Source organism: Streptomyces sp. CNX435 (assembly GCF_059570575.1).
In genome coordinates this window covers 20,951-36,921 of record NZ_JCANTA010000034.1, presented here as the reverse complement: position 1 = coordinate 36,921, position 15,971 = coordinate 20,951, and the positions used below count along the sequence as shown (strand labels likewise).

The window sequence follows — 15,971 nt, the reverse complement described above, 5'->3', positions numbered from 1 at the left end:
ATCCACATACGAGAACGGCTACCTCCGAGATCCTCATACGCGGGCATTGTCTTCATCCGTAGACGTATGACAGGGTGTCGTCATGTCCCCTGCTGCTTCAGGCGCCGGGAAGCACCTGATCACCGATGTACGGGTGACCCCGGTGGCCTTCCGCGACCCGCCCCTGCTCAACACCGTCGGGGTACACGAGCCCTTCGCCCTGCGCACGGTCGTCGAGGTGGTGACCGACAGCGGCGCGTACGGCCTCGGTGAGTCCTACGGCGACCTCCCCCACCTGCGCCGGCTGGAGCACGCCGGCCGCCGCATCGTCGGCCTCGACGTCTTCGACCTGAACGGGCTGCTGCGGGCCGTCACCGCGTCGCTCGCCGACGACAGCGGCGAGGGCGGCCACGGCATGGGCGGAATGGTGCTGACCTCCGCCGGCGCGGATCGCGTGGTCTCCCCCTTCGAGGTGGCCGCGCTCGACCTCCAGGGCAAGATCGTCGGACGGCCGGTGAGCGACCTGCTCGGCGGCGCCGTCCGCGACCGCGTGGCGTACAGCGCGTACCTCTTCTACAAGTGGGCCGGTCACCCCGGCCAGGACGAGGACGAGTGGGGCGCGGCACTCGACCCCGACGGCGTCGTCCGCCAGGCCCGCCGCATCGTCGACGCGTACGGATTCACCGCGATCAAGCTCAAGGGCGGCGTGTTCGCCCCCGAGGAGGAGGTCGAGGCGATACGCGCCCTGCGTGCCGCCTTCCCCCACCACCCCCTGCGCCTGGACCCGAACACCGCCTGGACGGTGGCCACCTCCGTCGAGGTCGGCCGCGCGCTCGACGGCGTGCTGGAGTACCTGGAGGATCCCACCCCCGGCATCGACGGCATGGCCCGGGTGGCCCGCGAGGTGCCCATGCCGCTGGCCACCAACATGTGCGTCGTGGCCTTCGACCACCTCCCGCCGGCCGTGCGCGCGGAGGCCGTCCAGGTCGTGCTCTCCGACCACCACTTCTGGGGCGGCCTGCGCCGCTCCCAGCTGCTCGGGGGCATCTGCCAGACCTTCGGCATGGGCCTGTCCATGCACTCCAACTCGCACCTCGGCGTCAGCCTCGCGGCCATGACCCACCTGGCCGCCGCCACCCCCAACCTCGACTACGCCTGCGACACCCACTGGCCGTGGAAGGACCCGGCGGAGGACGTGATCGTGCCCGGCGCACTCACGTTCCGGGACGGCGCCGTCGCCGTGCCCACCGGCCCCGGTCTGGGCGTCGAGCTAGACCGGGACGCGCTGGCCCGGCTGCACCGCCAGTACGTCGACTGCGGCATCCGGGAGCGCGACGACACCGGCTACATGCGCCGGTTCGAGCCCGGCTTCGACCCCACGTGCCCGCGGTGGTGAGCACGCCGCTGCACGTCCTGGTCACCGAGCCCGTGATGGGCCGGTTCCGGGACGTACTCACCGCGGCGGGCGACGGGCCGACGCACCGCTGGACCTTCGCGTACGGCGGACCCCCCGCCTCCCGCCGGTCCCCCGCCTCCGGCAGCCCTCCCGCCTCCGGCAGCCCTCCCGCCTCCGGCAGCCCTCCCGCCTCCGGCAGCCCTCCCGCCTCCGGAAGCCCTCCCGCCTCCGGCTACGAAGCCGCGGTGCGCGCGGCGGCGGCCACGGCGGACGTCCTGGTGTGCTCGGCAGCGCCCGTCGAGCTGCTGGCGGGCATGCCGCGGCTCAGGCTGCTGCACGTCACCGGCGCCGGCTACGACAAGATCCCCCTGGCCGCGCTGGGCCCCGGCGTCCGGGTCGCCAACACCTTCCACCACGGCCGCTCGATCGCCGAGCACGTGATGATGGTGTCGATGATGCTCCTGCGCGGTGTCGCGCGCGCCGAGCGGAACATGCGGGCCGGTGTCTGGCGCAACGCGATCGTCGACGACTCCTATCCCTTCGGCGGCATCCTCGCCGGCCGGACCCTCGGCGTCCTCGGCCTCGGCGAGATCGGCGCCGCGGTGGCCCGTACCGCCGCCGCGCTCGGGATGCGGGTACGCACGGTGCGGCGCAACCCGGCCGCGCCGCTGCCCGCCGGGGTCGACGTCGACTGGATCGGCGGCCGGGACCGGCTGCACGAGCTGCTCGGCGGCTGCGACGTGGTCGTGGTGACGGTGCCGCTGAGCGAGGAGTCCCGCGGCCTGGTGGACGCGGCGGCGCTGGCCGCGATGAAGCCGTCCGCCGTCCTCGTCAACGTCGCCCGCGGGCCGGTGGTGGACGAGAAGGCGCTGCACGCCGCCCTGTCCGGGCGGACCATCGCCGGCGCCGCCCTCGACGTGTGGTGGCGCAACCCGCGCGAGCCCGGGGCGCCGGCGCCGTCGCACCTGGACTTCACCGGGTTCGACAACGTGGTACTCACCCCGCACCAGTCGGGCCACACCGAGGAGACGTTCCGCGGCCGGGCCCGCGACATCCGGGACAACGTCGACGCGCTCGCCGAAGGGCGGCCACTGCGCAACGTCGTCAACCGCTGAACCGCCCGGTGGTACGGCCCGACCGGGGCGTCGGGCGGCCCTCAGATCAGCTGCCGGCCGATCAGCAGCACGGCTCCCACCGCCGACATCGCGATGGCGGACCAGCGCAGCCGCCGCTTGTCGAGATGCCGGTTGACCTGGCGTGACAGCGCGTACCCCAGCAAGGTCCCGGGCGTCAGCAGGGCGGCCGTCACCAGCGTGTCCGTGCCGACGGAACCGGTGAGCGCGAGCACACCCACCGACAGCACGGAGCCGATGAGGAAGAAGCCGCTCATCGTGCCGCGCAGCACCGGGCCGTCCTTGCCCTGCCACACCAGCGCCATCGGCGGTCCGCCGATCGACGTCGCCGTGCCCAGCAGCCCGGACGCGGAGCCGGCCAGCACGAGGTTCTGCCGGCGCGGGCGCGGCGCCCAGCCGAACGAGGCGAGTGCGACGCCGCCCAGCACCACGCCCGCGAGCAGCAGCGCGAGGCCGCGCGCCGGCAGCGTCGCCACCAGCAGCGCCCCCGCCAAAGTGCCCGGCACCCGGCCCACGAGCGCCCAGCCGGTGCCGCGCAGGTCGATGTGCTCCCGCTCGACCATGGTCACCAGCAGGGTGACCATGGCCGCCAGCATGATGAGCGTGCCCGGGATGAGGGTGGGGTCGACCAGCGCCACCACCGGCGCGGCGAACATCCCCATGCCGAAGCCGATGGACGCCTGTAGGCAGGACGCGAGCACCACCGCGACCGCGATCACGAGATAGCCGGTGAGCGTCACCCCGCTCCCCGGCCCGCCGGCACCGGCTCTGCCCCCTCCCCCATCGGGTGGAAGCACGCGGCGGTGTGCCCGCCGTCGTCCGGGTCGGGGGTCAGCTCCGGCGAGGTCGCGGCGCACTCGTCGGTCGCCTTCCAGCACCGGGTGCGGAAACGGCAGCCGGACGGCGGGGAGAGCGGGGACGGAAGCTCGCCCTCCAGGATGATCTGCTCGCCGCGCCCGTCCCCGTCGAGCGAGGGGGCGGCGGACATGAGCGCGGCGCTGTACGGGTGCCGGGCGCGGCCGAAGACGGCCTCGGTGCCGCCCTGTTCCACGATCCCGCCGAGGTACATCACCATCACCCGGTCCGCGACGTGCCGTACCACCGACAGGTCGTGGGAGATGAAGACGTAGGAGACCCCGAGCTGCCGCTGCAGGTCGTTCAGGAGGTTGAGCACCTGGGCCTGTACGGACAGATCGAGCGCGGAGACGGGCTCGTCGCAGACGATCACGTCCGGGTCGAGCGCGAGCGCGCGGGCGATCCCGATCCGCTGCCGCTGGCCGCCGGAGAACTCCTGCGGGTAGCGGTGCTCGTCGCCGGCGCGCAGCCCGACCAGGCCGAGCAGCTCCCGCACCCGCGCGCCGCGCTCCTTGGCGGAGGGGTACAGGTCCTTGTGGGTGCGCCACGGCTCGCTCACGATGTCGCCCGCCGTCATGCGGGCGTTGAGGGAGGCGAACGGGTCCTGGAAGACCATCTGCACCCTGCGCCGCCACTGGAGCAGTCGCGCTCCCTTGAGCGTGAACGGATCCACCCCGTCGAAGCGGACCGTGCCGCTGTCCGGCCGCTCCAGCATGAGCAGCGTGCGGGCCAGCGTGGACTTGCCGCAGCCCGACTCGCCGACCAGGCCGAGGGTCTCGCCGCGGCTCAGGTCGAAGGAGATGCCGCCCAGCGCCCGCAGCTGCCGCGTCCGGCCGCCGCTGCGGACGGGGAACGACTTGGTCAGGTCGCGGACCTGGAGCAGGGGCTCGTCGGCCGTGTCCGCTGTGTGGGTCATCACTTCACCTCGGCAGAGAAATGGCAGGCGGCCGTGCGTCCGGGCGCGGTCTCGGCGGGCTCCGGCCGGCGGGTCCGGCACAGGTCTCGTACCAGCGGGCAGCGGTCTTGGTAGACGCAGCCGGGCGGGATGGAGTGCAGGTCCGGCGGGGCGCCGCCGATGGACTTCAGGTCGTCGCCGCGGGCGGCGTGCACCGGCACCGAGTCCAGCAGGCCCCTGGTGTACGGGTGCCGGGGCCGGTCGAAGACGTCCCGTACGGGCCCGGACTCGACCACGTTGCCCGCGTACATCACCACGACCTCGTCCGCCTGCTCCGCGACGAGCGCAAGGTCGTGGGTGATGAGCACGACGCTCATGTCCCGCTCGGTGCGCAGCTCCCGCAGCAGCTTCATGATCTGGGCCTGCACGGTCACGTCGAGCGCGGTGGTCGGCTCGTCGGCCAGCAGCACGGACGGGGAGAGCGCGACGGCGATGGCGATCAGGAGCCGCTGGCGCATGCCGCCGGAGAACTGGTGCGGATAGGTGTCGACGCGCGTCTCGGGCTCGGGGATGCCGACCCTGGCCATCAGGTCGACGGCCTCCCGCCGGGCCTGCTTCCGGGAGAGCCCGCGGTGGATCCGGAACGGCTCGGCGAGCTGCGTGCCCACCGTGTAGACGGGGTTGAGCGCGGTCAGCGCGTCCTGGAAGACGATCGCCAGCTCGGGCCCCGCCTTGGCGCGGCGGGTCTGCTCGTCGGCCGCGACCAGGTCGGTGCCGTCCAGCAGGACCCGGCCCTCGGCGACCTCGGCGGTGGGGTCCAGCAGCGAGACGATGGCCTGGGCGGTCATCGACTTCCCGCAGCCGGACTCGCCGAGCAGCGCGAGCGTCCGGCCGCGCCGGGCGCTGAAGCTCACCTTGTCGACGGCGCGCACGGTGCCGTGCGGGGTGCGGATGTCGACGCTGAGGCCGTCGACTTCGAGGGCGGTGCCGGTCACGACTGTGCCTCCTGGGGTGCCGGTGCGGTACGGGCGCGGCGGCGGGCCCGGCGCGGCAGCGTCAGCCGCCAGCGCTGGGCGGGGTCGGTGGCCAGCCGCGCCCAGGCGGCCAGCACGGTCGCCGACACCGTCGTGACGACGATGGCCAGGCCGGGGAAGAACGTCAGCCACCATGCGGTCTGCAGGTAGTTGCGTCCCTGGGAGACCATCAGGCCCCAGCTGACGTCGGGCGGCTGGATGCCGATGCCGAGGAAGCTCAGCGAGGACTCCGCGAGCATGACGTAGCAGAACTCCAGGGTGGCCAGGGTCAGCAGGGTCGGCAGCAGGATCGGGAACACGTGCCGCCGGATGATGGCGCTGCTGGAGGTGCCGAAGGTCCTGGCCGCGTCGACGAAGAGGCGGCTCTGCAGTTCGGTCGACTCCGCCCGGGCGGTGCGCAGGTAGACCGGGATGCGGGTGATGGCCAGCACCACGACGAGGTTGGCCACGCTGGGCGAGAAGACGTACAGCACGACGACCGCCATCAGCAGCGAGGGGAAGCTCATGATGATGTCGGCGACGCGCATCACGAGCGTCTCCCGCAGGCCGCGGTGGTAGCCGGCCCACATGCCGATCAGCGCGCCGGCCGCCAGCGCGAGCGCCACCGCGGGGACCGCCACGCTGAAGGTGGTGCGGGCGGCGACGACGAGCCGCGCCAGCACGCTCTGGCCCAGCGGGTCGGTGCCCAGGATGCCGAGCCAGCCGTTGTCGAAGGAGAACGGGGGCTGGTTGGTGTTGTCGAGATGCTGCTCGGTGGCGGCGTCTCCGACCAGCGGCGGGCCTATCAACGCGGTGAGCACGATCAGCGTCAGCACCGCCGCGGCGGCGGTCGCGACCCGGTCGTGCAGGAGCATGCGCCACAGGCTGACCCGGCTGTCGCGGGCCGGGGCGGGGGGATCGGCCCCGGCGGCGGCGTCGGAGCCGGTGGCGGCGTCGGAGCCGGTGGCGGTGGCGGTGGCGGGACGGCCGTCCGCGGCCTTGTCGAACAGGGAACTCACGGCGTCCTCCTCAGACCGTGGCCGTCTCGCGGACGCGCGCGTCGAGCAGCGCGTAGCAGACGTCGATGATGATGTTGAGCACGAAGATGGTCACGGCGGTGAGCAGCACCGCGGCCTGCAGCACCGCGAAGTCCCGGCCGGTGATCGAGTCGATCATCAGCTTCCCGATGCCCGGCCAGCCGAAGATCGTCTCCACCACCACCGCCCCGTTGACGAGCGAGACGGCGAGGTCGCCGGCCACGGTCAGCGCGGGCGCCGCTGCGTTGCGCAGGGCGTGGTGGCTGACCACCCGTACGCTGCCGGCGCCCTTGCTGCGGGCCAGCCGCACGTACGGGGCAGACAGCGCGGAGACCATGGCGCCGCGCACGACCTGGGTGAGGACGCCCAGCGGGCGGATCGCCAGGGTGGCGACCGGCAGCACCCAGGACAGCATGCCGTCGCTGACGCCCGAGGTGGGCAGCGCCCCGAGGCCGACGGCGAAGATCCACACCCCCGTGATCGCGAACCAGAAGTCGGGCACGCTGGCGGCGGTCATGGACAGGAACGAGGCGATGCGGTCGGCCAGGGAGTTGGGGCGGAAGGCCGCCCAGCTGCCGATGACCACGGCGCCGGCCACGGCGATCAGCATGGTGGCGAAGGCGAGCTGGAGGGTGGCGGGGAAGGCCCGCAGCGCCATCGTCGCCGCCGACTCGCCGGTGCGCAACGACTCGCCGAAGTCGAGCTGGAACACGCCGCCGAAGTAGTCGGCGATCTGCTGCCAGATCGAGTCGTCGAAGCCGTTGCGCTCGGTGAAGGCCGCGCGCTGGTCGGGGGTGGCGGATTCGGGCAGGTACAAGGATGCGGGATCGCCGGTGAGCCTCGCGAGCACGAAGACACCGAGAAGCACGGCGGCGAGCGGCAGGATGCTGGTCAGCACGCGGCGGCGGAGGAAATGGAACATCGCTGTCCCCAGGTGGGAGTCGGTCGCCTGCGGCCGGCGCCGGGCGGGGCGCCGGCCGCGGGCGCGGTCAGTCGGCGGGTGTGAACTCGGCGATCCGCATCTCGTCTCCGGTCGCGGAGTTCGGTCGGTAGCGAACGTCCGGGGCGAGGGCGATGACGCCGTACATGTGGGCGACGTAGGCGTACTGGGAGATCTCGTCCGGCTCCTCGGCGAAGACCTCGGCGAGCGCATCCTGCCGCTCGGCTCCGGTCTTCGCCTCGGCGGCCCGGATCTTCCGGTCGAACGCGGCGGTGCCCCCGGAGCTCTGGAAGCCATCGCTCAGCAGGTACTGGTCCATGCTGAAGGCGGAGTCGCCCGCCTGGTTGCCGTGCTGGATCAGCATCAGGTAGGGGCCCGCGTCCTCGGGGAAGGGGCGTTCCTGGAACTCGGTGCTGCCGGCGGTGTCCTTCATCTCGATCTCGACGTTGAGGCCGAGGTCGTCCAGCTGTTTCTGGAGGACCTGCACCGTCTCGTTGACCTTGGGGAACAGCGCGGTCCGGCTGATCAGCCGGATCGGCTCGTCCACGTCGACCCCGTCGGCCTCCGCGTCGGCCAGCAGCTGCCTGGCCTTCGCGAGGTCGGTCGGCCAGGGCCGCAGGCTCTCGTTGTGTCCGACGACTCCCTGGGGCACGAGCTGGGCCGCGGCCTTCGCCTTCCCCTGGAAGAGCGAGCCGGCGATCTCCTTGCGGCCGATCGCGTAGTTGATCGCCTGGCGCACCCGCCTGTCGTCCAGCGGTGGCTCGGTGACCTGCATCCGCAGGGCGGTGGTCTCGTTGTTCGGATACTGTTCCGCGGCGTCGCCGGCACCGTCCTCGGGGCTGAGGGAGGTGGCCACGTCGACCTCGTCGTTGGCGATCATGGCGGCGCGGACGCTGCCCTCGGTGCGCCACTGGTAGTCCACGCTGCCGTAGGCGGGTGCCCGGCCCCAATACCGCTTGTTGGTGGCCAGGGTGAGCCTCAGCCCCGGCTCCCAGTTGGCGATCCGGTAGGGGCCGGTGCCGACCGGCTCGCGGACCTTCTTCCCGGAGTCGGTGGACGTCGGCACCATCTCGATGAAGGAGAGCCGGAGCGGAAGGATCGGATCCGCCTCCGGGGTGGCCACCGTGAGCGTCCGCGCGTCCGGCGCCGCCACCTTCAGGTCCGCGTCTCCGAAGACGTAGCCCTCCACGTTGCAGCCCAGTTCGGAGTTGACGGCCCGGTCGATGGAGTAGGCGGCGTCCTCGGCGTCGAAGCGCGAGCCGTCGCTGAACTTCACCCCCTTGCGGATCCGGTACGTCCACTCCGTGTCGGAGGTGCGTTTCCAGGAGGTCGCGAGCTTCGGCTCCAGCTCGCCGGTGCCGGGGTCGCGTTCGGTCAGCGGCTCGGTGATATTGGACCGCACCACCACCCCGGTCGAGGTCAGAGAGGCCTCGCACGGCTCCAGCGTGGGCGGCTCCTCCTGCAGCACGATGCGCAGCGCGTCGCCGTCCGCGGTCACCGAGTCGCTGTTGGCCACGGTGCAGGCACTCGCCGCCAGCGCCGAGGACAGCACCAGCGACACGGCCGCACGCCGACGGCGCCCACCGGCACGCGCCGGGCGGGAGTCGGGAACAGGGGACATGGGATTCCTCCACCGCGGCATCCACCCCTGCGTCCACAGATGTAGATGCTGTCTCGATTAGTGAACGCACGGTAGAGGGGCATCCGGAGAGGCGTCAAGGGACCGCACAAGCCTTGCACGTCGTACTCATATGCAGACATCGTTTTCATCGATGTGTCTCATCTGTTAGCTTGACAACCTGCCGCGCCTCACCGTCCGACCCTGGAGAACCCCCATGGCCCGTTTCTCGCCCGCCGACCTAGGCCGCGTCCTGGGCTCCGGCCTGCTGTCCTTCCCGGTCACCCACACCACCGCGGACTACGCCTTCGACGAGCCGGCCTACCGCGCCCACCTGCAGCGGCTCACCGGCTACGACGTTGCGGGCCTCTTCGCCCCCGGCGGCACCGGCGAGTTCTTCTCCCTCACCCACACCGAAGTGGAAACGGTGCTGCGGGCAACGGTCGCCGAGGCCCCGGACGGCCTGCCCGTCGTCGGCGCCGCCGGCTACGGCACGGCGACGGCCACCGCGATGGCCCGGCAGGCCGAGGAGAGCGGGGCCGACGGGATCCTGCTGTTGCCGCCGTACCTGACCGAGGTCGGGCAGGAGGGCCTCCACGCCCACGTCGCGCGGGTGTGCGCGGCCACGTCCCTCGGCGTGGTCGTATACCACCGCGCCAACGCCCGCTTCACCGCCGGAACGGTCGCCCGCCTGGTGGCGGAGTTCCCGAACTTCATCGGGTTCAAGGACGGCGTCTGCGACATCGACCTGATGGCCACGCTGCACGCCGAGCACGGCGACCGGCTCGTCCTCATCGGCGGCCTTCCCACCGCCGAGACCTACGCCCTGCCCTACCTCGAACTCGGCGCCACCACGTACTCCTCGGCGATCTTCAACTTCGCGCCCCGGTGGGCCGTCGACTTCTACGCCGCGGTACGCGCCCACGACAAGGACCAGGTCTACGCCCGGCTGCGCGAGTTCGTCCTGCCGTACCTGGCGATCCGCGACCGCGCCCCCGGCTACGCCGTCTCGATCGTCAAGGCCGCGCTCACCGTCTCCGGCCACCCGGCGGGCCCGGTCCGCCCGCCGCTGACCGATCTCACCGAGAACGAGCACGCCGAACTCGCCGGGCTCGTGAAGCGGGTGGTCTGACATGACCCCCGACGACACCGGCGGTGACACCGCCTCCGCGCCCCCCGGCACCCCCGTCGTCACGGCGCTGCGGGTGGTCCCGGTGGCGGGCCACGACAGCATGCTGCTGAACCTCAGCGGCGCGCACGGCCCCTACTTCACGCGCAACGTCGTGCTGCTGACCGACTCCGACGGCCGGGTCGGTGTCGGTGAGGTGCCGGGCGGCGAGGCGATCCGCCGGACCCTTGAGGACGCGGCCCCCCTGGTCACCGGCCGGTCCCCCGCGCGTCACCGGTCCGTCGTACGCGATGTCGGCGCGGCGTTCCGCGACCGCGACCGCGCCGGCCGCGGCGCGCAGACGTACGACCTGCGCACCACCGTGCACGTGCAGGCCGCCCTGGAAGCGGCCCTGCTGGACCTGCTCGGCCAGTTCCTCGGCGTACCCGTCGCGGAACTCCTCGGCGACGGGCCGCGGCGCACCCGGGTGCCGGTCCTCGGCTACCTCTTCTTCGTCGGCGATCGCCACCGCACCGACCTGCCCTACCGCGACGAGCCGGACGCCGCGGACGCCTGGAGCCGGCTGCGGCACGAGGAGGCCCTGACGCCCGAAGCCGTCATCGCCCTCGCCGAGGCGGCCCGGGAGCGCTACGGCTTCACCGACTTCAAGCTCAAGGGCGGCGTGCTTCCCGGTGAACAGGAGGTCGAGACCGTTCGCGCGCTCGCCGCGCGCTTCCCGGACTCCCGGATCACCCTCGACCCCAACGGCTGCTGGCCGCTCGCCGACGCCGTCCGCCACGGCCGCGCCCTGCGCGACGTCATCGCCTACGCCGAGGACCCCTGCGGTGCCGAGGACGGCTACTCCGGCCGGGAGGTGATGGCGGAGTTCAAGCGCGCGACGGGGCTCACCACCGCCACCAACATGGTCGCCACCGACTGGCGGCAGCTCGGGCACGCGATACGCGCCGGTGCCGTCGACATCCCGCTGGCCGACCCGCACTTCTGGACCCTGGCGGGGTCGGTCCGCGTCGCCCAGCTGTGCGAGGCGTGGGGGCTCACCTGGGGCTCGCACTCCAACAACCACTTCGACATCTCCCTGGCGATGTTCACCCACGTCGCCGCTGCCGCCCCCGGAGCCATCACCGCCATCGACACGCACTGGATCTGGCAGGACGGCCAGCGGCTGACCGCCGACCCGCCGGTCATCGAGAACGGGGGGATCGACGTCCCGACCGCTCCGGGCCTCGGCGTCACCGTCGACCACGACCGGCTGGAGGCCGCGCACGTGCTCTACCTCCGCGAGGGCCTCGGCGCTCGCGACGACACCGTCGCCATGCGGTACCTCGTGCCCGGCTGGCGCTTCGACCCCAAGCGCCCGGCGCTCGACCGCGAGCCGGCCGGAGGTCCGGTCCGCGGCGCGGCCGGGGAGGGAACCGACGCATGACCCGCCCCGCGACCGCCGGCCGCGTCCTCCGGGTCGGCCCGCTGGGCCCCGCGCTCACCGAGACGCTGCGCACCTCCTACGACGCCCTGGAGCTGCCGGACGAGGGCCCGGAACGGGCGGCATTCCTCGCCGCGCACGGCGGGGACGTCATCGCCGCCGTGACCTCGGGCCGCTACGGCGTCGGCACCGACCTGATGACCGCGCTGCCCCGCCTCGGCGCCGTCATCAACTTCGGAGTCGGCTACGACACCACCGACACCGCGCTCGCCCGCCGACGCGGCATACTGGTGAGCAACACCCCCGACGTGCTCACCGACTGCGTGGCCGACACGGCCCTCGGGCTCACCCTCGACCTGCTCCGCGGGCTCTCCGCGGCCGACCGCTTCGTACGCGCGGGGCGGTGGCCGCGCGACGGCGGATTCCCACTGATGCGCAAGGTCAGCGGCGCCCGGGTGGGCATCCTGGGCCTCGGCCGCATCGGCCGCGCCATCGCCGCCCGGTTCGCCGCACTCGGCTGCCCCGTCAGCTACCACAGCCGTAGCCGGGTGCCCGGCACCGCCTACGCCTACGCCGGCTCCCCCGCCGCGCTGGCCGCCGAGGTGGACGTGCTGATCGTCGCCACGTCCGGCGGCGCCGGCACCCACCGCCTGGTCAGCCGCGCCGTCCTGAGCGCGCTCGGCCCCGACGGCTACCTGGTCAACGTCTCCCGCGGTAGCGTCGTCGACGAGGACGCGCTGGTCGAGATGCTGACCACGGGCGCCCTCGGCGGCGCCGGCCTGGACGTCTTCACCGCCGAGCCGCACGTCCCCGAGGCCCTCTTCGCCCTGGACAACGTGGTGCTCCTGCCCCACATCGGCAGCGCCACGGTCCACACCCGCGCGGAGATGGAGCGCCTGGCCCTGGACAACCTCGCCGGCTTCCTCGGCCGCGGCACGCTCGTGACGCCCGTACCGAAGACGGCCTGAGGACGGCCTGGAAGACGACCGGGTCAGCGGCGGGCGCCGACTGCGCCTGCCGGTCGTCGAGATGAGGCGATGGCCGGCTTCGTCCCTCCCGGTGGCTGAAAATCGTCGGTATAACAACGTTGTCACCGATAGGGGCGAGCCACGTCAGAGGCATTGACCGGACATCCGGACAGCCGTACTTTCAGCGCAATCTCGCCAGCGCCGCAGGGAGGTCCCCCCGTGCACCGTCCCGTTTCCCCCATGCTCGCCACCGCACTGACCGCCGTCCTCGCCGCCACCGTGCTCTCCGGCTGCGGAGACTCGGGCAGCGACCCGGACACCGTGAAGATCCAGTTCAAGAAGTCCACCGACGCGAAGAACAAGATCTTCGACCGCGAGATCGAAGCGGTGAAGAAGGAGTTCGAGAAGAAGTTCCCCGGCAAGACGGTGGAGCTCATCCCCGTTCAAGTGCCGGACGAGCAGTACTACACCAAGGTCCAGCAGATGCTGCGGTCCCCCAAGACCGCCCCCGACCTGGTCTACGAAGACACCTTTCTGATCAACTCCGATATCACCGCCGGCCTCCTCACCCCGCTCGACGACTACCTCAAGGACTGGAAGGACTGGGACCAGTACATCGAGACGGCGAAGACCGCCGCGCAGGGCGAGGACGGCAAGACGTACGGCGTTCCGGACGGCACCGACACCCGCGGGCTCTGGTACAACAAGGAGCTGTTCGAGAAGGCCGGGCTGCCCGCCGACTGGCAGCCGAAGACCTGGGACGACGTCCTCGAAGCCGCCCGTACGATCAAGCGCGAGCTGCCCGACGTCATCCCGCTGAACGTGTACACCGGCAAGCCCGCCGGCGAGGCCGCGACCATGCAGGGCTTCGAGATGCTGCTGTACGGCACGGGCGAGGACCCGCTGTACGACCCGAAGGCCAAGAAGTGGGTCGCCGGCGGCAAGGGCTTCACCGACGCCCTCGACTTCGTGCACACCGTCTACAACGAGGGTCTCGGTCCCGAGCCGCAGGAGGCCCTCGACCCGAACATCGGCACCAAGGTCGGCACCGAGTGGCTGCCCGAGGGCAAGCTCGCCATCGACCTGGACGGCTCCTGGATGTCGAACAACTGGCAGGAGACCGGCCCCAAGCCGTGGCCGGAGTGGACCGAGGTTCTCGGCCAGACCGCCATGCCCACCCAGAACGGCCAGGCACCCGGCCGGGTCAGCATGTCCGGTGGCTGGACCTGGTCCATCCCCGCCAAGGCGAACAACCCCGACCTGGCCTTCGAGTTCATGAAGGTCGCCCAGTCGCGGAAGAACAACACCCGCCTGACCATCGCCAACGGCCAGATCGCCGTCCGTGAGGACGTCGCCGCCGACCCCGACTACCAGTCGTACGTCCCGGGCGTCGAGTTCTTCACCGACCTGGTCGAGGACACCCACTACCGCCCGGCGCTCCCGGTCTACCCGCAGGTCTCCACCGCCATCCAGGAGGCCATGGAGCAGGTGACCACCGGCGACTCCTCCGCCGAGGACGCCGCGAAGGGCTACGACGAACAGCTCGATTCGATCACCGACGGCGAAGTGGTCGAGAAGTAGCCCCCGCGAGCAGCCCCGAGAGGCCATGGTGACCAAGCACGTTCCCGCCCCCGCCGGGCCCGGGGAGGCAGCCGCCGGTACGGCGGCGCGCGTCCCCGGGCAGGCGGGCGGCGGCCACCGCCACCCCACCGGACCGCGGAAGGCGGGGCCGCCCCCGAACTCCGTGCTGCGCGCGCTCCTGCGGGCGCTGCCCGTGGGTCCGTCCGTCGTCCTGATGCTGCTGTTCCTGGCCGGCCCCATCGCGTACTGCGTGTGGATCGCCTTCACCGACCTGCAGCTCTCCGGCCAGGCCGAGTCGTCCTTCGTCGGCCTGGAGAACTTCCGTACCGCCTTCGGCGACGAGGGCTTCATCAACGCCGTCTGGCTGACGCTCGTGTTCACGATCCTGTCGTCGATCGTCGGCCAGAACACGATCGGGCTCGCGCTCGCGTCGCTGATGCTGCGGGCCTCGAAGACGGTACGTACCGTCACGGGCGCGATCGTCATCACCGCCTGGGTGGTACCCGAGGTCGTCGCCGGCTTCCTGCTCTACGCCTTCTTCCGCGACGAGGGCACGCTCAACTCCGTTCTCGACTTCCTCCATCTGCCCAGCCAGAACTGGCTGTACACGCTGCCGATCCTGGCGGTGTCGTTCGCCAACATCTGGCGCGGCACGGCGTTCTCGATGCTCGTCTACTCCGCCGCGCTCTCCGAGATCCCGAAGGAGATCACCGAGGCCGCGGAGGTGGACGGCGCGGGCGGCTGGCGGAAGCTGTGGCACGTCACGCTGCCGATGATCCGCCGCTCGATCGCCACCAACCTGATGCTCAATACCCTGCAGACCCTCTCGGTCTTCGGGCTGATCTGGGCGATGACCCGCGGCGGCCCGGGCGACCGCAGCCAGACGCTGCCGCTGTTCATGTACGAGCAGGCGTTCAAGAACAACCTGCTCGGCTACGGCACGGCGGTCGCCCTGCTCCTGCTGCTGGTCGGCGCCCTGTTCTCGCTGGTGTACATGCGGATGCTGCGTACGGAGGTATGAGCCGATGCCCACATCCACGCTCACCCGCGAGGACGCCTCTCCCCCGGGGTCCTCGGCCCACCGGCGGCGCGGGCTGGCGCGCACGCTCACCGGCCGCAAGTACAGCCGGCGGCTGGCCGCCGACCTGTGCCTGCTGCTGGCGGCACTGGCGTTCCTCCTGCCGCTGGCCTGGCTGGTCTTCACGTCCATCGACGCGGACTCGGGCCTGACGGCCCGGCCGCCGAAGGACGTCACCTGGGACAACTTCGATGCGGTGATGACCACCGACATCACCTTCCGGCCGCTGCTCAACAGCCTGATGCTGTGCGGCGGGGCGACGGCCGTCACGGTCGTCGCGGCGGCGCTCGCGGCGTACCCGCTGTCGCGCTTCCACTCGCGGTTCAACCGTCCGTTCATGCTGACCATCCTCTTCACCACCAGCCTGCCGATCACCGCGATCATGGTGCCGGTCTACGGGCTGTTCGTGCAGATCAACCTCATCGACACGATGTCCGGCACGGCCTTCTTCCTGGCCAGCTCGCAGCTGCCGTTCGCGATCTGGCTGATGAAGAACTTCATGGACGGGGTGCCGAAGGTGCTGGAGGAGGCGGCCTGGACGGACGGCGCGTCGTCGATGCAGGCGCTGGTCCGGGTCATCCTGCCGCTGATGGGCCCGGGGGTCGTGGTGGTGACGATCTTCTCGTTCATCATGATGTGGGGGAACTTCTTCGTCCCCTTCATGCTGCTGCTCAGCCCGGACCAGATGCCGGCCTCCGTCTCGATCTTCGAGCTCTTCGGCAACATGGGTTCGGTGGTCTACGGGGAGCTGGCGGCGTTCTCGATCATCTACTCGGCGCCGGCCGTCCTGCTGTACGTGCTGATCGCCCGCCGCCTCGGCGGCGGCTTCGCGCTGGGCGGCGCGGTGAAGGGCTGACCGGGGCCTGGCCGCGCCCTCCACCGCAGCCCACGGGGCCGCGCGCACGCGCCTGACGGGGTCCGCCCGCCGG

14 protein-coding genes are annotated in these 15,971 nt (G+C 71.8%); 8 read left to right on the top strand and 6 right to left on the bottom strand.

Going from position 1 to position 15,971, the window contains the following annotated elements:
• Positions 1-82: 82 nt before the first annotated feature.
• Both T328_RS33630 and T328_RS33625 read left to right on the top strand, forming a co-directional pair.
• Positions 83-1,375 (top strand): glucarate dehydratase family protein, encoded by a 1,293-nt coding sequence (locus tag T328_RS33630; protein ID WP_496500045.1) that lies wholly within the window; start codon positions 83-85, stop codon positions 1,373-1,375.
• A complete protein-coding gene (locus T328_RS33625) occupies positions 1,372-2,490 on the top strand; it encodes a 2-hydroxyacid dehydrogenase (RefSeq protein WP_496500044.1) in 1,119 nt (372 codons plus the stop codon). Before T328_RS33630 ends, T328_RS33625 begins: the two co-directional genes overlap by 4 nt.
• A 41-nt stretch (positions 2,491-2,531) precedes the next feature.
• On the opposite strand, the gene T328_RS33620 is transcribed toward T328_RS33625, so the two are convergent.
• From T328_RS33620 to T328_RS33595, 6 genes are all read right to left on the bottom strand, one after another.
• Positions 2,532-3,248: a sulfite exporter TauE/SafE family protein gene (locus T328_RS33620; protein WP_496500043.1), complete on the bottom strand. Its 717-nt coding sequence runs from the start codon at positions 3,246-3,248 to the stop codon at positions 2,532-2,534.
• Complete coding sequence (locus T328_RS33615) at positions 3,245-4,279, bottom strand: ABC transporter ATP-binding protein (protein ID WP_496500042.1); 1,035 nt, start codon at positions 4,277-4,279, stop codon at positions 3,245-3,247. Before T328_RS33615 ends, T328_RS33620 begins: the two co-directional genes overlap by 4 nt.
• On the bottom strand, positions 4,279-5,253 hold the full coding sequence (locus T328_RS33610) for an ABC transporter ATP-binding protein (protein ID WP_496500041.1): 975 nt from the start codon (positions 5,251-5,253) through the stop codon (positions 4,279-4,281). Before T328_RS33610 ends, T328_RS33615 begins: the two co-directional genes overlap by 1 nt.
• Positions 5,250-6,290, bottom strand: a complete 1,041-nt coding sequence (locus T328_RS33605; RefSeq protein WP_496500040.1) for an ABC transporter permease — start codon at positions 6,288-6,290, stop codon at positions 5,250-5,252. The genes T328_RS33610 and T328_RS33605 overlap by 4 nt, the downstream gene beginning before the upstream one ends.
• A 10-nt stretch (positions 6,291-6,300) precedes the next feature.
• The gene (locus T328_RS33600; RefSeq protein WP_496500039.1) at positions 6,301-7,230 is read right to left on the bottom strand and encodes an ABC transporter permease; all 930 of its coding nucleotides are present in this window, start codon (positions 7,228-7,230) and stop codon (positions 6,301-6,303) included.
• A gap of 67 nt (positions 7,231-7,297) precedes the next feature.
• Positions 7,298-8,869, bottom strand: a complete 1,572-nt coding sequence (locus tag T328_RS33595) for an ABC transporter substrate-binding protein (protein WP_496500038.1) — start codon at positions 8,867-8,869, stop codon at positions 7,298-7,300.
• A gap of 214 nt (positions 8,870-9,083) precedes the next feature.
• Here T328_RS33595 and kdgD point away from each other — a divergent pair, with 214 nt between their 5' ends.
• From kdgD to T328_RS33565, 6 genes are all read left to right on the top strand, one after another.
• On the top strand, positions 9,084-9,998 hold the full coding sequence (kdgD, locus tag T328_RS33590) for a 5-dehydro-4-deoxyglucarate dehydratase (RefSeq protein WP_496500037.1): 915 nt from the start codon (positions 9,084-9,086) through the stop codon (positions 9,996-9,998).
• A gap of 1 nt (position 9,999) precedes the next feature.
• Positions 10,000-11,418 carry an enolase C-terminal domain-like protein gene (locus T328_RS33585; RefSeq protein WP_496500036.1) on the top strand — a complete coding sequence of 473 codons (1,419 nt, stop codon included), beginning with the start codon at positions 10,000-10,002 and terminating at the stop codon, positions 11,416-11,418.
• A complete protein-coding gene (locus T328_RS33580; RefSeq protein ID WP_496500035.1) occupies positions 11,415-12,383 on the top strand; it encodes a 2-hydroxyacid dehydrogenase in 969 nt (322 codons plus the stop codon). The genes T328_RS33585 and T328_RS33580 overlap by 4 nt, the downstream gene beginning before the upstream one ends.
• Positions 12,384-12,623: 240 nt before the next feature.
• On the top strand, positions 12,624-13,964 hold the full coding sequence (locus T328_RS33575; RefSeq protein WP_496500034.1) for an ABC transporter substrate-binding protein: 1,341 nt from the start codon (positions 12,624-12,626) through the stop codon (positions 13,962-13,964).
• 25 nt (positions 13,965-13,989) lie between these two features.
• Positions 13,990-14,985, top strand: a complete 996-nt coding sequence (locus T328_RS33570; RefSeq protein ID WP_496500033.1) for a carbohydrate ABC transporter permease — start codon at positions 13,990-13,992, stop codon at positions 14,983-14,985.
• A gap of 4 nt (positions 14,986-14,989) precedes the next feature.
• Positions 14,990-15,898, top strand: a complete 909-nt coding sequence (locus tag T328_RS33565) for a carbohydrate ABC transporter permease (RefSeq protein WP_496500032.1) — start codon at positions 14,990-14,992, stop codon at positions 15,896-15,898.
• The last annotated feature ends 73 nt before the right edge of the window (positions 15,899-15,971 follow it).